Source organism: Agarivorans sp. 2_MG-2023 (genome assembly GCF_030548085.1).
Lineage (GTDB): Bacteria > Pseudomonadota > Gammaproteobacteria > Enterobacterales > Celerinatantimonadaceae > Agarivorans.
Window position 1 is genome coordinate 188,100 of the sequence record NZ_JAUORQ010000004.1, and the last position, 16,506, is coordinate 204,605.

Sequence of the window (16,506 nt, forward strand, 5' to 3'; positions counted from 1 at the left end):
CATGACTTACCAACCACTATTGATAAGCTTTGAAGAAGCAAAAGAGCTCGCTAAGCACTTAAATACCGATTCACTTATTGGTCAATCTATCGCTAGCGAAATTGCCGCGTTAGAGGCATACATGCCATTAGGCATCGAGATCCCTGGTCACGGTGAAGCCGGTGGTTACGAACATAACCGCCATAAGCAAAACTACATCCATTTAGATTTAGCCGGCCGTTTGTACCTGATTACTGAAGATCAACGCTACCTAGATTATGCACGAAACATGCTGGTTGAATACGCCAAGGTGTACCCTACTTTAGAGCTAAACACTAGCCGAGACACCAACCCACCAGGGCGCTTGTTTCACCAAACCTTGAACGAAAACATGTGGATGCTTTACGCCTCATGTGCTTACTCGTGTATTCGCCACACACTCGCAGATGATGAACAAACATTGATCGAAAATGATTTGTTCAAATTGATGATTGAATTGTTTGTTGACGTTTATGCCCATGATTTTGACATAGTACATAACCATGGTTTGTGGGCAGTAGCCGGGGTAGGTATTTGTGGCTATGCCATTCAAGACCAAGCCAGTGTAGATAAAGCTTTATACGGTTTAAAAGGCGATAGCGTAAGTGGCGGCTTTATTGCCCAACTTACTCAATTATTTTCGCCAGACGGTTACTACATGGAAGGCCCTTACTATCACCGTTTTTCACTGCGCCCAATCTTTTTGTTTGCCGAAGCCATTGAACGTCGCCAACCAGAAATTGGTATTTATCAGTTAAAAGACCAAGTGATTAAAACCACCACTTACGCGGTAATGTCTACCGCCTTTCCAAATGGTGTACTGCCAGCGCTTAATGATTCCTCTAAATCTATGGACATTAATGACGAAGGCATTTTGATTGCGACCAGCATGTGTTTTAGCCGCTACCAACGTGACGCAAACTTGGTTGCTATGGCTAAACACCAAAACAAAGTGTGGGTACACGCCTCGGGAGCGAGCTTGTCTGATGCCAGCAATAACGCCGCAAACTTAGGCGGTTTTAACTGGGGCAGTTTACTGTTAACAGACGGCGCTGAAGGCGACCGCGGCGGCGTGGCGATTTTACGCCACCGTGACACTAAGCAAGACGACAGCATGGCGCTTCTATGGTTTGGCCAACACGGCAGTGATCATAAACTTCACTCGGCGCTAGACCACGGCCACTTTGATGGCCTGCACTTCAACCTATTTAATCGTGGCCAAGAAGTGCTACACGATTACGGTTATGGCCGTTGGGTAAACATTGAGCCTAAATTCGGTGGTCGCTACATTCCAGAAAACAAAAGCTACGCTAAGCAAACGATTGCCCATAATACCGTGGTGGTTGATTTCCAAAGCCAAAACCAAGGTGACACAGCAACCGCAGAACAAAAGTGGGGAGAGAAACATTTTTTCATCAGCGGCAACAGCAAATTACAAGCGATGAGTGCCTTTGTACGTAACTACTACCCGGGTGTAGACCAACAACGCAGCGTTATAATGTTTGAAGCGGAAGGCTTTACTAAGCCATTAGTGCTAGATTTATTCCGCTTGGTGAGTGAGCATGAACATAACTACGACTACACCTTGCACTACTCTGGTCACTTTATTCGCAGCGATTTTAACTACGAATGTAACGCAAGCTTAAAACCTCTAGGTAAAGCACACGGTTACCAGCACTTGTGGCATCAAGCCACTGCAGAGGTAAACAACTCAAGCCTAATGACATGGCTACAAGGCAACAGTTATTACTCAGTAATAAGCTCAGCAACAGCGAACAGCCAAGTGATAATGGCGCGCACTGGCGCCAATGATGCTGACTTTAATTTACGCAGCGAGCCAGTACTGATACTTCGCCAGAAAGCTAAAGATCATTTATTTGCTAACGTATTTGAAACTCACGGCTACTTTAATGAAGCCATTGAAGCCAGCACGGATGCTCGCGGCCAAGTTAGTGCCGTAGAGGTTCTCACTCATAATAAAGTGGCGTCAGCGGTTGCGATTCATTTGGTGTCGGGTAAACACATTACGGTATGTGTGTCTAACCAAGCTAATGTGAAAAAAGATACTCAACATCAGCTCGAGGTTGACGGTAAAACTCTGCGCTGGAGTGGTCCTGTGTTCATTGCATAACAATTGTTATGTAAGCGCTTCTACAGCCTCGCTATCGCGAGGCTTTCTCTTATTAAACATTTATATTCAGATTCTAACTAGACAATAGCTTACTGATATAACGACACTTTCTGCTGGTTGCTCGTAACCACCCCATTCGCCAATAACTCCTCATACGACGAAAAACTGAAGCGGGTCAATGGACGACATTCTGGAACATCGCTTCACTCCGCGCTCAGAAAACCTAACAAACCTTCTCGTCATAAAAAATTCACACTGTGAAATAGCATAATCAAAGACTTAGCAGAATGTTCACTATTTAAACGACAAATTTAACCCAAATGGGGAATGGCTCATTTTCTAAACGAAAGATATTCTGCAGCTATACCTAATTAGGTATGACAATAATCAGTACATTGTCACTAGCACGGATGCTTAATATCAAGGAATGAGGTAATGATATGACTGTAGTAATCACTCTCGCACTGCTCACTTTAATCATGTTGGCGCCAATTAAAATTGGCACTCAAGTATTAAAAATAGAACGCTCAGGCATGGATGTATGCTTTGTTGCGGTCATCTTGGCTATTGCAGCAGGCATGCTAACCGATATTGTCATTGGCCAAGGGTTCTTCCCCACTTTGGTAGCAATAGTGGTAACCAGTATTTTATTTTCACTACTGTTTAAAACCACTGCAGTTGCAGGATTTGTTTTAGCCTTATTATCCACCGGGATCCAGCTACTATTCACCGTAGCAATTGTGGCATTTGGTGTGGCTATTGCGTACACCCTCTCTTAACTAGTACTTGTCTCCTAAGAAAAGGAAGCGGCTCGCTTCCTTTTTTATTTCCAAATTTTCTCTCAGTTACAACGAGTTGCTAATCCTATCGCCGCACACTTTGGTTTACAAAACCTCGCATCTTAAACGTATCACCGCTAACATTAAGGTAACAACATTGTTAAATTGATATAGAAATTGCAATCAGGTTTAAAACCATTGGTTGAATATCAGGGATGAGATGAAAAAGTTAACCTTTAGCGCCTTGTTATTTTCGCTGGCGAGCACCAGCAGTTTTGCAGAACAACAAACCGGTCCAAGGCTCGTGGCCTATCGCGACACCTATATTCTACTCGGAAAATATAACCCTAACCCGCCTGATCTTGGTGACTATTCTTCGGCCTTAGCCACAAAAGAAGCTGACAGTGATCGCGGTATCGATAACTTAGAAACCGAGTTTCAAATCAGTGGTAAGTTGATTGTTGGCGAAAACCTGTTTAGCCAGCGGGACTACTTTAGTATTGCCTATACTCAACGAAGCTTTTGGCAAGTTTACAACAAACCATTCTCTTCCCCTTTTCGCGATACCAACTACGAACCCGAGCTAATTTATACTTGGCGACCTGATGAGTTTGCTATTGACGCGAATAAATGGCACCTGCGCTCAGCCAGTTTTGGTTTTAGCCATCAAGCCAATGGCTCTTATGGCGAGTTTGATCGCTCTTGGGAGCGGATTTATGCTCAGTTTGACGCATCCTACAACGACTGGTTGTTCTCCGCTAAACCTTGGATCCCGATAGGCCCCGAAGTTAATAATGGCGGAGACTTTACCGATTATTACGGATACGGCGAAGTTTCTGTCGCTTACTTATTTGGTGACAACCAATGTAACCATCGCGTCAGCGCTATGGGAAGAAACAACCTAAAGTCTGATAACAAAGGCGCAATAGATTTACGCTTTGCCTATTGTATAACGCCAGCGTTTTCGCTTTATGCCAAGTACTTTAATGGCTATGGTGAATCGATGCTTGATTATAACATTCACAATCAATCCTTCGGCTTGGGAGTAGCATTAAACCGAATTGGTGATAGACGCGAAATGATGTCTGATAGCAGCCAATGGACATTTGCTGGCATGAGCATATTTAGAGATAGTTATATTCTGCCTTTCAAGTACAACCCTTCGCCGTCGGTTCCCGACTTGGCAGGAGGCGTTCCAGGCCAGCAGCCCGACAAAGTAGAAGTGGAGTTTCAGTTTAGTTTTCGCTTAACCATGCCCTTCAACTTGTTTACCGACACCGACAACCTCAGCTTTGCGTATACCCAACAAACCTTTTGGCAACCTTATGAACGTTCTGGCGATTCAGTGAGGGAAACCAACTACGAGCCCGAGTTTTTCTATCAGTGGAACAGCAAAAAAGAGGCGCGCAGCTCGGCTTGGTCGCCAGAATGGATACGTTTAGGTTTAGTGCATGAATCTAACGGTCAGACCCAAATACGCTCTCGTTCGTGGAATCGCATATATACCGAGTTTAGCTTCGACGCTAAGCCAGTCACTATTGCTGTAAAACCTTGGTATCGGTTTGAGGAAACAGCGGAAGAAGATGACAACCCCAATATGGAAGATTATTACGGTTACGGAGAGCTCACAGCCAAATGGCAAATCAATGACCGACATCGCTTAAGCTTTTTAGGCCGGAATAACCTAAAAAGCGACAACAAGGGCGCGGTAGACCTACGTTGGTCTTACGGAATCACCCAAGAGCTAGCGCTGTATCTTAAGTATTTTAATGGGTACGGCGAATCACTCATTGACTACAACAAGCATAACAAAAGTCTGGGTATAGGCTTCGCTATTAACCAATAACACTGCTGCTAGCAACAAACAGGTGGGTGTTAAAGTACCTTCTCACCTATTCACTTTCCAAACGCCAACTATATTGGCGTTTGGACTGTTGGAATGACAAAACCTAGCAGATTACGCCGAAGCCCTCGCTCATACGCTTAACAATAAAACCCTTGTTGTATTAAATATGTTAATAACTTTATTCTCAACAGCAAACACTTTACTATGCCTGCCACAAAATGCGGTTTAGCTCTAATCAGCAGTTGCCATTTCATAGCAGTGTTATTTGAGCACCAAGACTTAAGCGTAAACTGAGCTCCCATACAAGCAGAGAATCACATGGACAGTGAGTACAACTACAAACCACGTACCGTTTCAAAAAATGTAGACAAAGAGTTTCGTTTAGGTGAAGGGCGAATCAGCGGATTTTGCTCATTATTTCTAGGAATACTCAGCCTGCTAGCGGTTATTGCCTACCTATATCCTTCCATGCTGACTACCACCGAGTTAAGAAAAATCTATGACGCGGAGCAGTTACAACAGGTGCTTAAATACGGTATGTATACGTCAATCGTATTAGGTATTCTGACATTTTTGCTCAATAAAGGTGCTTACAAATATTTAGGTATTTCGGGAATACTATTTACAGCGATCGCTTTTTTGTTAGGTGGATACAGAATTCCTGTAGGCCCCGTTGAACCCGCCGAGCTATCACTGGGGATTGATTGGTTAATCTTGGCATTTTTAGGCTCCATCTTCATATTTTTAAGCTTAGAGAAGTTATTCCCCAAGTACCGAAATCAATTAATCATGAGGCCTGAATGGGATGTAGATTTGTTCTACTTTTCTTTTAATCACCTCGCTATTTCGGCCATACTCGTTTTTGCCAACTACCATATCAGTCACTTTGACTGGGCTGTTAGCAACACCTTTCAAGAAAGCATTCGAAGCATACCTACCATTGTACAATTCGTCGTTATCGTGATTAGCGCCGATTTTGTTTTATATTGGGAGCATCGTGCTTATCACGAGTTCAAAGTTTTGTGGCCTATTCATGCGGTTCATCATTCGATTGAAAATATTGATTGGCTAGCAGGTTCGCGAGGACATTTCGTTCAAGTATTCTCAGAACGAGCGATGGTAATGATCCCCCTCTACTTATTGGGCGTTGATCAGGCCGCGCTGAATATATACGTTACCTTCGCTGCGCTGCAAGCAGTACTTATCCATTGTAATTTGGGTATTTCATTTGGACCATTAAAGTACATATTGGTTACGCCGCAATTCCATCACTGGCACCATAGTTCGGAAAAACCAGCGATTGATACCAATTACTCTGCGCATACCGTGTTATTCGACCACTTGTTCAAGACTTATCATTTTCCCAAACAACATTGGCCAGCAAGTTACGGCACAACCCAACGATTGCCTCGGACAGTAATAGGACAAACTCTTTACCCGCTCAAAGTGTGGTTAAAAAGACTAAAGACCAAACACACAGCTTAGGCTACAGACCGCTTATTCCGCTTTGCTTAACCAGCGGAATGAGCGTTTTAGAAAAGCGGTAGCCTCTGTTTCAACAATCTCGCCATGTGCCATTACCAGAACCTTGGGCTGCCAATTGAGAATAGAAGCTAGATGATCGCGAGCTTCTGCTCTACCAAACATAAAGCTCAAACGCCAATCTATCGGCATTCTTCCGTCAGGCGCTAAAATCCCTACCCCTTTGGCAATCAAGCGATGACAGCAAGAAAAATGCTCAATACTAAAATTTTCAACCAAGTCGGTAACAATAAGAACAGCTGATTTTTTATGGAAAAAGACACATTCTTGCATTGCAGGGGAGCCGGTGAACAAGGTTTGTTCTATAAACTCTTGCCACGGCCAATGCATATTCGCACTATTAGTTAACGCTCCGTCAAACACCAAATCTCCGCGTTTGTTTATAACTTGCTCGGTGCCGTATGTGCTGGCATTAGGGTAACGGCCCTGCCATTCACCAATAAAAAGGTGGTGTAAATGATTCGGGGCAATTAGGTATTTAACAACACCTAGAGCGCTTAATTGACTAGCTAACTGTTCACTAAAACGGATTGGGCTATGGAGCCATAGCCCGCCGTCATCAAGACGAACAATGGTCATTCGCGTGGTGTATGGTAAGGTAAAAAAAGGAACGGCTTCGCCTTCCACTATCCAAATATCTTCAGCTAGCTTTCTCATTCCTCCCCCTGTCGGTTAAACAATTTAGAGACAACTCCCAAAAGCGCTCGAATATCCTCATGGCAGTAGACGACTTAGTAAGAAACCTTACTCCACATCTTGTGCATCACCAACAATTTGATGCTCAACGGGTTTATCAAAACATCGAGCAGGATTGCCCACAGCAACAGAATTAGCAGGTACATCTTTAACCACTACCGCTCCTGCACCAATAGTCGTATTCTCGCCTATTTGAACACTGCCAAGGACAATAGCCCCGGCGGAGAGACGAACATGATTACCAATAGTAGGCAAAAACCAAAGTCACTACTTTGGCCTTTTGCTCCAACCGTTACCCCATGATAGATAACTAAATTCTCAATTCGTTGGCTTTTTTATTTAGTACAATATTGCCCAAATGAGGTACAAGTAAGTTTTTGCCAATATAACTGAAACGTCAATTTGTTGATTTTTTGCTTTTATTAATCAAGCAACAAAAAAGCCTAACTCAAGAATGAGTTAGGCTTTTATAAAACGGTAGTTAGATACTAAGCCGCGTTATGCGATGGTAGGCGGTGATTACTATTGTTTAACAAGGCCAAATTGGCATCGCGTGCTTTATCTGCGTTTCCGGCCATAATCGCATCGTAAATGGCTTTATGTTCTTCAATACAGGTGCCGCCATCTTTCGATGAGTGATCGATAAACCCAATAAACATGGTGCGTAATACATTAGCAAATGGAATATAGAAACTATTCCCGGTTGATAAAAATACCAAACGGTGGAACTCCATATCTACGTCAGTCCACGATGTTTCTAAATCTGCTCCAGAGGCAACATCAGCCATCTGTTGAAACACTGCAGAAAGTCCCATACGCTGTTCAGCACTGGCATTACGTGCGGCTAACGCAGCGGCTTCTGGCTCAATAGCTCGGCGTAACGCTAAGAAATCTTGATACGCTAGTTCGGTGTTGTTTAAACCCATCATCCAATCAAGCAACTGGGAGTCTAAGAAATTCCAATACTCACGGTCACGAACGCGAGTACCAATTTTGGGACGAGACTCTAACAAACCTTTTGAGTTAAGCAGCTTGATAGCTTCACGCAAAGCAGTGCGACTCACGCCAAACTGTTCACATAAATCAAGCTCGCCAGGGATAATACTGCCTTGTGGTAGCGCCCCCGATAAAATACCGCGGGCAATTTCGCGGGCCACTTGCAAATGAAGACTGCGTGATGAGCCCTCAATCTGAGTGAATTCGTTAGACATAGAACAACCTTTTCCAAATTTTGTGTTAGCAATGGCAACCCTGAGAATTGCCATTGCTAACACAAATTAATACACATTTAGTATTACTAATACTACAGTAATTATTTTATCTCAGATACATAAAATACTAGCAAATGCAGGCTTGATCGCCTTATTTGTAACACTTAAAGACTAATCAAACAGCCGTTTACTTTTAAACTGACTCGGGAAATTAGTTACCATAATTCTTTTACTCTTTTAAGTAACAACGCTATCCGCCTTCATTTGTTTGCTGCAGTAGATGAGCCTCCTATCCACCAAAATGATCCGGTATTTAGCTTACGCAAGCTTCGCTAAGGTTAATGACGTGGTGAGATAGCGATGCAAAACGCTCGCGTTCCATATAGGTAAGAAAGCCAAACTATGGATTTGGAAGATTCTACTGACCAAACGGGGTGTTTGAATAAGTGTTAGAGCCGAAAAGACTATAGCAATCTACATCTAGACACTTTAAAAGAAAAAGCCACACAGCTAACCATGTGGCTTTTTATTATGCACTCAAGGATTTATCCCACCGCTACCAAATACTTATTAGTAGGGGCTAAATACCCAAGGCTTGACCACCGCCAATTTGCACTGTTTCAGCAGTGATAAACGACGCATCTTTACTAACAAGAAAAGAGATCGTTGAAGCCACTTCTTCTGGTTGACCTAAACGCCCAAGCAAAATGCTGTCCTTCCAAGAAGCAAAGACTTCTGGCTTAGTTTCTTTTATCTGAGCATGGAATGGCGTATCGATAGTACCTGGTGATACTGCATTAACACGAATACCAGCGGGCGCGAGCTCTTTAGCTAAAGCACGAGTTAAAGTATGAACCGCAGCTTTAGACACACCGTATATACCCGCTCCTGGACCGCCAGCATTCCAAGCGGCATTGGACGTAAAGTTGATAATCGAGGCATTTTCCGCTTTCTTTAAAAATGGAATTGCCGCACGCGAAACAAAGAACGCGCTATCTAAGTTAAGTGCCATAACAAAGCGATAGAATTCAGTGGTCATTTCTTCCATTGGACTACGGCCACCTAAACCACCAGCATTGTTCACCACAACATCAATCTGTCCAAACTTTTCGCCGATTAGATTTACGTTTTTGGTAACAGCGGCATCATCAGTGACATCAAATCCATAGTATTCAGCTTCAATACCTGCGTCTTTAAGTTGAGCAACACGCGCTGCGCCTTGTTCGTCTTCGATACCATTAAGTACAACTGTGTAGCCATCTTGACCCAATCGTTTGGCGACTTGGAAACCAATACCACCTGTTGCGCCCGTGATTAAAGCAACTTTATTAGACATATCTACGCTCTCATTGATTAGTTAATCTAAAAGAAATGAATTAATTATTAATACAATAAGATTAAACATGTTTTTATTGTATTACAAATACTCAGTTCACATTTTAGAAGTTATAACGAAGCCCGATACGACTTCTTAGTTCCCTCTGGCTAGACTGATCAGATACAGATACATCACCAAATTCTAACCAAGGAGTCCAATCACCAATGCTGTAATGAATGGTAAAGTTGTTTTCATAGTTAGTTCTGTCGTTGTTGTACAACAGGTAATCTGAATTATCAGCGTAGTAGTAGTTACTCTCTAAGCCAAATGCCCATTGCTGATATTTATAACCAATGTTTGCGGTATAACGATGACGGTATTTTTTAACATCTTCGCCGGGTTTTACATCAAGGCGATAACGGCCACTAACAGACAAGCCCTTAACCTTCTCGGGTGTATAAGTTAAACGTAGCTGTGGTTTATAGGTTGTTCCTGAAGCGCCAAATTCAATTGGCATACCAGGTATCAACGCCCATTGGTCGTTTATTTTGTAACGATAACCGAGATCGATTTCGGATCCGTTTGATTGTAAATCTTCCATAAATTTGCCCTCTTCTCCCTTAAACTTTAACTCTAAAGCCATAGAGAAATTGTTTTCAAAGGTGTGGGCCATCTTCACTCGGCTAGCATGTTGCTTAGTGTCACTTTTATACTCGTGACGAAAGTCTACCGACGTTGCCATTGCATTTACGCTCAACAAACTTACGCCGCCGATCAACATAACTAGACTGCTAGATTTCATTATTTACTCTGTTTAGGATGAACTTATTTGTATTACAATACTATTTGTAGTCAGTTCCAAGTAAGAGGTGAATAAAATGTGATCACAATCAAAACGAATCAGTCAAACTGACGGCAACTTTGAAGTTGAGCAGATTTTTAACCCGCAAATAAAAGATTTTTTGGCACATTTAATTAGCACAACATCAAGAGCATTCTGATGCGAGGCCAGTATAAGGTCTAAAAGAAATCATGCCGTTAAATAGCAAAGATAAATTGGTAAAATACAGGAGAAGCTATTCGAGCCCTGGCGGTCAAAAGCGAGGAGCTTTGCCACTCGAAGCAAATCTATTGGTGAAATAAGCAGTGCCTGCTTAGTGAAATCTAAACAAAAACGTTTTCCACAAAAAAAGCCCCTCACAACTAAGTTGCGAGGGGCCCTGTTTTATCGCTTAAGCTGAATAAGCTAACTTAAGCGTTTACCATTCATTATTGAGCAACAGTGAAACCAAAAGATTCAGCACGCGCAGCAACCTCTTCAGCTGTTAGCGTTGACAACCAGAACGCTGTATTGTCAATTGCACCATCTAGGTTTTTCTGAGAGCTGTTTGAGCCACCACCAACATATACTTTGTCACCTTCTTTGGTGTTAGCAACATAGTCAGTAATTTCTGCTGAGCCCTCAAGCACACCATTTACATAAATGCTTGCTGTTGTACCGTCATAGGTAGCTACAAGATGTTGGTAAGTATCGTCAGTAAGTACCGAAGTAGCTTTAACACTAGTAGAACCGGTACTGTTATAGATACGAATCTCTGGAATTAAAGTCCCTTTGTTTACAAGTAACTTCCAACCCTTGTTGCTATCCGTATTTTCTAACAACTGTAGATCTTGGCCTAGGTCAGCATTAAAACTAGCGCTGGTTGATTTGTACACTATCTCCATTGAGATAACGCCATCAATCGCCGCTAACGGATCCGTAGTTGAGTCCATAACAGTATAGTGATAACCAAATAAACCAGATGCAGAGGTTTGAGTAATAGATACGGCTGCATCAGCATCTACAGCTCCATCAACCACAGCTCTAGCATTATCATCAGCTTTACTCATCTGCAAAACTTTAGCACCTAAAGAAGGAGCAGCGTCTACACTAGCAAAGTTCCACTCAAAGTCTGCGCTTGGGCCAGCAGGTACATCAGGATCGGTATCACCAAACCCAAAGTCTTTCGCTCGTTCAGCAACTTGCTCTGCAGTTAGTGTCTCTAACCAAAATGCTGTGCTATCAATCGCTCCAGCTAAGTTTTTCTGTGAACTGTTTGAGCCGCCACCAACGTATACTTTATCGCCTTCTTTGGTGTTAGCGATGTAATCAGTTACTTCAGCAGTGCCTTCTAACTTACCATTTACGTAGATATTAGCCGTTGTGCCATTATATGTGGCTACAAGGTGCATGTAGGTATCGTCTTCTAACACAGACGTTGCTTTAATACTGGTTGAACCATCACCGTTGTAAATACGTAGTTCTGGAATCAAGGTGCTCTTATTTACAATAACCTTCCAACCCTTATTGCTATCGGTATTTTCTAGTAATTGTAAGTCTTGCGACATATCAGCGTTAAAGCTTGCATCATCGGCCTTAAATGTAATCTCCATTGAAATTACACCATCTTCAGCTGCTAATGGATCTGAAGCGCTATCCATTACCGTGTAATGGTAACCATATGAGCCAGATGTAGTTGATTGTTCAATTGATACAGCTGAACCATTGTCTACTGCGCCAGTTACCACTGCACGAGGGTTATCATCAGCTTTACTCATTTGTAAAACTTTATCACCTTCAGCGGCATCAGCATCTACGGTAGAAAAATCCCACTCATAAGCAGCAGTTGGTACATCTACACCAGGCGTTGGCTCTTTTTCTGCTTCAGCAATAGCCGCTAAGATAGTTTCATCAGTAACTTCTGCGCCAGAGTCGTTGTAATCAACACCTTCCAAGGTATATGTAATTGTTAATGCTCCTGCACTATCAACCACATAAGTACCGTCTACCGTACCGTAAGCAATAGTAGTTTCTGAAACGGTATAAGCTTGAGTTGTATAGGTGTAAAGCTCTTTAGTTTCATCGTAGCTATAAATTTTAAGCACATCATTTTCAAAGTTGTAAATTTGTGCATATTCAGTTGATGACGTAGTGATGTTTGAAGTCTCACTGGAGATATTCCAGTCTGTATCTTCAATAGCGTAAGTAGGCTCAGCTGGTGGAACGTACACCTCTGGTGCATCGAAACAGCCAAACATAAAAGTAGTGCTCATAGGGATTAGCAGCAGCTTAGACGCTTTCATTTAAACCTCCTTGTAGGAATAAATAATATTATTGTAATAGTTAAGGTACTAATGTTTCTGCGTAGCTTTTAAGTACTTAGGTGTTTTATTGAAGAATTAACACCGTTAGCTTAAGTCGCTACTTCGCCTTCTTATAGTTACTCACTTATAAATCGAGTAACCGGATAAAGGTTTCATTTAAACCTCCTTAAATCGGTAAAAATGATCATATTGTATTAGTAATACAAAACTATAATGTGGCAAATAAAAGAGATTGTAAAGTGACCTGCCTCGCACTATTACGCTTAAAAAGCCGTCTATTTCTCAAGTTGAGATCTATGCTGTTTTACTGGTAAGTCTGGTTCGATTTGTCTTTGGCTGATTTGCTTAACATGTTTATTTCCACCCTTCCTCTAGTAGTAAATCCGTCAATAATGGCTGAGCGTCTAGGAAGGAGACATGTTGCTCTATAAGTGGGGACGTGATTCTTTTCACTATGAATAATAAAGACAATATCTATAGGGAGTAGCTTAGTACAAGCTCTTAATACAAAAGTGCTCACCAATACTTAACCAAGTTTCAATTTACAATAGGGTAAGTAAAGGCATCGTTTAGAAAGAGTAATATAATGGCGTGACAACTATAACTAACCCTAAAGCAAAAACTATCTGGTACTACTTACATTTCATTAGCCACATCATGACAACAAACAAAGATCTATATGGCGCCTCACAATACTAGTAATACAAATAACCGTCATTTTCAGATTTTCCTACGCTCACATTCGCACGTTTATTAACGTTAACATTCCCTTACTGATTTTTGCTTAAGCCGCCGATCATTGTCACCAAACAAGGAGATTCTTTGGCTTGAAAAGTCAAAACTCGATCATTCTCACAGACACGCGCTCAATTTTTGAGCTTTAATTGTATTACTATTAAATTTTAGCAAGATTTAATGGTATACATAGCAATAAAAAACCAACAATAAAAACTAAAAAATATCGACATTAAGGCTTTCGTTAAATTGTTGTCGGAAACGAATCTCTTAATAATTAAACGCGATTTAAAAAGGACAACGTCATGATATTTATAGGGATATTCCTAGCATTGGTTGCCTCTTACTTAGTGCTAATAGATATTGCACAAGTTATTAAGAGCCATCACTAAATACATTAAGAAAACATATGATTAAGACTAAGCCTCTAGCCGCTGTAGTTTGGCGGCTAGAACTCTTACTTCATCTCAGTGTTACCCCTTACTAGCTGCTCAACACAATCTGCAACCCCAAGCTTAACGATAAACTCAATATGTTAGATAGTAGCGAAGGTTTCTGGCAAAGCTCTAATAGAAGCAAACGTTAGCTTATGCCAGCCATTTACTTTAGAAAAACCCATCCAAAATTATGGTAATTAATGCATACTAAACATAGACATAATTACCTAAGCTAGCGATGGAATTAGAAGAAATATATCGTCGGGATTTAAACCTCCTCATTGCACTAACAGTGCTCATTGAAGAAGGCAGTGTGAGCCGCGCCGCCAACCGACTAAATCTCAGTCAATCAGCCATGAGCCGAGTATTGACCCGTTTACGAGAGCTGCTAAACGACCCTTTGTTTATTCGCCAAGGCCAAGGCCTTGTTCCTACGCAACGCGCGCTGGACATTACTCTGTCTTTGCAAAATCCACTAGAAGAATTGCGACAAGTACTTAGCCCCAGTGAGTTTGACCCAGCTACTTGTCAGCAGCATTTTCGAATTGCCACCACCGACTATGCCATGCAAACCATATTGCCCTTTGCACTAGCACGTATCTATCAAGAAGCTCCAAACACCTCTTTAGAGTTCGCTCCTTTACAGCACCAAAACCTTGCTAAGCAACTGGCTTCCAAAGGTTGCGATATGGCCATTTGTCGACCAGTACAAGCGGTAGAACCACTACTAAAAGAAAGCTTAGGGCTAGTGAGCGTATTTTGCTTGTTAGCAAAACATCACCCCTTAGCGGAAAAAGAATTAACAATTGAAGACTACCTCGCCTTCCCTCACGCGATGATCGCCATTAGCGATGGCGTTAAAGCTCTGCTAGACGAAGCCTTAATTGAACACCCCAAGCCTGCTACATTGTTACGCGCCTATCACTTAGAAGCGGCGCTAGCGATAACCGATAAAGTCCCGGTTATTATCACTGTACCAGCAGATTTAGCCTACTTGGTGGCAGAAAAAAATCAGCTAGTTGTAAAGCCGCTTCCATTCAAGTTTGAACCCTTTGATTATTCGCTAATATGGCATGCTCGCTGTGATTACTCTGCGCCTCAAATGTGGCTCAGAAACATTATTAAGCAAGAGTGCAGCCGACTCATTAGCAAGCGAGTACAAGACATGGGTCTGCTTTAATACATATTGTAAGCACCAACAAAAAAGCCGACGAGATGTCGGCTTGTTCAGTATTAGTATTTAACTAGAGCTTAATCACTACTCGCCCCGTTACTTGGCCATTAGTAATCGCTTCAGCATATTCAGCCACTTGCTCTAGCTCTACTTCAGTACACGCTTGTTGGTAATAACTTTGTGGCAATAGTTCAGCCAAGCGTTGCCATGCTTTAGTTCGTTTTGCTGTTGGGCAACTCACCGAATCAATGCCAAGCAAACTTACATTACGCAATATAAATGGCATTACCGTGGTGGGTAAATCAAAGCCACCCGCTAAGCCGCATGCAGCAACTGCACCGTTATAGTCCATTTGAGCCAATACTTTAGCCAGTACTTTACTGCCTACAGTATCAACAGCACCCGCCCATAGCTGCTTTTCTAAAGCACGTGCAGGCTCTTCAAACTCAGTTCTGTCAATAATACGCGCTGCACCAAGTTGACTAAGTAGTTCGCCATTCTGTTCAATACGGCCAGTTACAGCCGCTACTTGGTAGCCTAGTTGAGCGAGCAAACAAACCGCTACCGAGCCCACGCCGCCGCTAGCGCCGGTTACCAATATCTCGCCAGATTCAGGCGTAATACCAGCATCAACTAATGCTTGAACACACAACATAGCAGTAAAACCAGCGGTACCAATCATCATAGCTTGTTTACCACTTAAGCCTTCAGGCAGAGGCACTAACCAATCTGCTTTAAGACTCGCTTTTTCCGCCATACCGCCCCAGTGGCCTTCTCCAACTCCCCAACCAGTTAACACAACTTTATCACCCGCCCCATAACGCGGGTCGTGAGATTGCTCAACTGTGCCAGTTAAATCAATACCTGGCACCATCGGAAAGTTACGTACGATCTTGCCTTTACCGGTAATAGCTAAGCCATCTTTATAGTTAAGAGATGAATAGTCTACTTGCACTACCACGTCACTTTCGGGTAAATCTGAAACTTCAAGCTGACGAATATTTGAGTGAGTTTGCTTCTCTACTTGGTCGAGAACGAGAGCCTTAAACATAGTGATACTCCGTATAGTGTGCGAGTTAATTCAATTAGCTAGAGTGTAGTCTTTCTATCACTATGTATTAAGTGAATTTTTGTCATTTAATACATGCACCACATACATAAACTTTAGTTGGCTAATCAATGTGCCAGTATACGGCTAGTAATAAGTGTTTTAGGCTGACTTATTAACCGCTGTTTGGTTAGGCGAACACACTTACCACAAGTTTTGCCCAAGCCAAGAGATTGCTTTAATTGCTTAATAGAATCTTGACCCTCTCGCTGGGCTTTCGCTATAGCATCGTCGTTTATTTGGTGACACAAACATACCCACATTGGCGATTACTCTCTGTTAACAACATTTGAGCTAGTTTACAAAGTAATAAAACAGCCAAGCAGTAACACACTGGAGCAATAACAAAAGGCAGTAAAAATCTCAG

13 protein-coding genes are annotated in these 16,506 nt (G+C 42.2%); 5 read left to right on the plus strand and 8 right to left on the minus strand.

Annotated features, from left to right (window positions below; translation table 11 throughout):
• Window position 1 precedes the first annotated feature (1 nt).
• From Q4549_RS07905 to Q4549_RS07920, 4 genes are all read left to right on the plus strand, one after another.
• Window positions 2-2,149 carry a heparinase II/III family protein gene (locus Q4549_RS07905; protein WP_303550836.1) on the plus strand — a complete coding sequence of 716 codons (2,148 nt, stop codon included), beginning with the start codon at window positions 2-4 and terminating at the stop codon, window positions 2,147-2,149.
• A 440-nt stretch (window positions 2,150-2,589) separates the two neighbouring features.
• Window positions 2,590-2,928 carry a hypothetical protein gene (locus Q4549_RS07910; RefSeq protein ID WP_137674673.1) on the plus strand — a complete coding sequence of 113 codons (339 nt, stop codon included), beginning with the start codon at window positions 2,590-2,592 and terminating at the stop codon, window positions 2,926-2,928.
• Window positions 2,929-3,148: 220 nt separating this feature from the next.
• A complete protein-coding gene (locus Q4549_RS07915; protein WP_303550831.1) occupies window positions 3,149-4,774 on the plus strand; it encodes a phospholipase A in 1,626 nt (541 codons plus the stop codon).
• A 318-nt stretch (window positions 4,775-5,092) separates the two neighbouring features.
• The gene (locus Q4549_RS07920) at window positions 5,093-6,259 is read left to right on the plus strand and encodes a sterol desaturase family protein (protein WP_303550828.1); all 1,167 of its coding nucleotides are present in this window, start codon (window positions 5,093-5,095) and stop codon (window positions 6,257-6,259) included.
• A 12-nt stretch (window positions 6,260-6,271) separates the two neighbouring features.
• On the opposite strand, the gene Q4549_RS07925 is transcribed toward Q4549_RS07920, so the two are convergent.
• The 6 genes from Q4549_RS07925 to Q4549_RS07950 form a co-directional block, all read right to left on the minus strand.
• Window positions 6,272-6,973: a DUF4336 domain-containing protein gene (locus tag Q4549_RS07925; RefSeq protein WP_303550826.1), complete on the minus strand. Its 702-nt coding sequence runs from the start codon at window positions 6,971-6,973 to the stop codon at window positions 6,272-6,274.
• Window positions 6,974-7,060: 87 nt separating this feature from the next.
• Window positions 7,061-7,267, minus strand: coding sequence for a hypothetical protein (locus Q4549_RS07930; RefSeq protein ID WP_303550823.1), 207 nt, complete (start codon window positions 7,265-7,267; stop codon window positions 7,061-7,063).
• Window positions 7,268-7,500: 233 nt separating this feature from the next.
• Window positions 7,501-8,223, minus strand: coding sequence for a FadR/GntR family transcriptional regulator (locus Q4549_RS07935; protein WP_137674678.1), 723 nt, complete (start codon window positions 8,221-8,223; stop codon window positions 7,501-7,503).
• 580 nt (window positions 8,224-8,803) lie between these two features.
• Entirely contained in the window at window positions 8,804-9,559 is a 756-nt protein-coding gene (locus Q4549_RS07940) for an SDR family NAD(P)-dependent oxidoreductase (protein WP_303550821.1), read from the minus strand.
• Between the two features lie 103 nt (window positions 9,560-9,662).
• Window positions 9,663-10,343 (minus strand): oligogalacturonate-specific porin KdgM family protein, encoded by a 681-nt coding sequence (locus tag Q4549_RS07945; protein ID WP_303512800.1) that lies wholly within the window; start codon window positions 10,341-10,343, stop codon window positions 9,663-9,665.
• A 467-nt stretch (window positions 10,344-10,810) separates the two neighbouring features.
• Window positions 10,811-12,664 (minus strand): LamG-like jellyroll fold domain-containing protein, encoded by a 1,854-nt coding sequence (locus tag Q4549_RS07950; protein WP_303550818.1) that lies wholly within the window; start codon window positions 12,662-12,664, stop codon window positions 10,811-10,813.
• Between the two features lie 1,431 nt (window positions 12,665-14,095).
• On the opposite strand from Q4549_RS07950, the gene Q4549_RS07955 reads away from it, so the two are divergent.
• The gene (locus Q4549_RS07955; protein ID WP_303550816.1) at window positions 14,096-15,037 is read left to right on the plus strand and encodes a LysR family transcriptional regulator; all 942 of its coding nucleotides are present in this window, start codon (window positions 14,096-14,098) and stop codon (window positions 15,035-15,037) included.
• Between the two features lie 64 nt (window positions 15,038-15,101).
• Here Q4549_RS07955 and Q4549_RS07960 read toward each other — a convergent pair whose 3' ends face one another.
• The gene (locus tag Q4549_RS07960; protein WP_303550813.1) at window positions 15,102-16,082 is read right to left on the minus strand and encodes an MDR family oxidoreductase; all 981 of its coding nucleotides are present in this window, start codon (window positions 16,080-16,082) and stop codon (window positions 15,102-15,104) included.
• Between the two features lie 125 nt (window positions 16,083-16,207).
• Window positions 16,208-16,402 carry a (2Fe-2S)-binding protein gene (locus tag Q4549_RS07965; RefSeq protein ID WP_303512789.1) on the minus strand — a complete coding sequence of 65 codons (195 nt, stop codon included), beginning with the start codon at window positions 16,400-16,402 and terminating at the stop codon, window positions 16,208-16,210.
• Between the last annotated feature and the right edge of the window lie 104 nt (window positions 16,403-16,506).

Excerpts from the sequence above, each read along its gene's own strand:
- Q4549_RS07955 (WP_303550816.1), top strand. The coding sequence starts at position 14,096 with ATGGAATTAGAAGAAATATATCGTCGGGATTTAAACCTCCTCATTGCA.
- Q4549_RS07945 (WP_303512800.1), bottom strand. The coding sequence starts at position 10,343 with ATGAAATCTAGCAGTCTAGTTATGTTGATCGGCGGCGTAAGTTTGTTG.
- Q4549_RS07960 (WP_303550813.1), bottom strand. The coding sequence starts at position 16,082 with ATGTTTAAGGCTCTCGTTCTCGACCAAGTAGAGAAGCAAACTCACTCA.
- Q4549_RS07940 (WP_303550821.1), bottom strand. The coding sequence starts at position 9,559 with ATGTCTAATAAAGTTGCTTTAATCACGGGCGCAACAGGTGGTATTGGT.
- Q4549_RS07905 (WP_303550836.1), top strand. The coding sequence starts at position 2 with ATGACTTACCAACCACTATTGATAAGCTTTGAAGAAGCAAAAGAGCTC.
- Q4549_RS07915 (WP_303550831.1), top strand. The coding sequence starts at position 3,149 with ATGAAAAAGTTAACCTTTAGCGCCTTGTTATTTTCGCTGGCGAGCACC.
- Q4549_RS07965 (WP_303512789.1), bottom strand. The coding sequence starts at position 16,402 with ATGTGGGTATGTTTGTGTCACCAAATAAACGACGATGCTATAGCGAAA.
- Q4549_RS07950 (WP_303550818.1), bottom strand. The coding sequence starts at position 12,664 with ATGAAAGCGTCTAAGCTGCTGCTAATCCCTATGAGCACTACTTTTATG.
- Q4549_RS07910 (WP_137674673.1), top strand. The coding sequence starts at position 2,590 with ATGACTGTAGTAATCACTCTCGCACTGCTCACTTTAATCATGTTGGCG.
- Q4549_RS07920 (WP_303550828.1), top strand. The coding sequence starts at position 5,093 with ATGGACAGTGAGTACAACTACAAACCACGTACCGTTTCAAAAAATGTA.
- Q4549_RS07935 (WP_137674678.1), bottom strand. The coding sequence starts at position 8,223 with ATGTCTAACGAATTCACTCAGATTGAGGGCTCATCACGCAGTCTTCAT.
- Q4549_RS07925 (WP_303550826.1), bottom strand. The coding sequence starts at position 6,973 with ATGAGAAAGCTAGCTGAAGATATTTGGATAGTGGAAGGCGAAGCCGTT.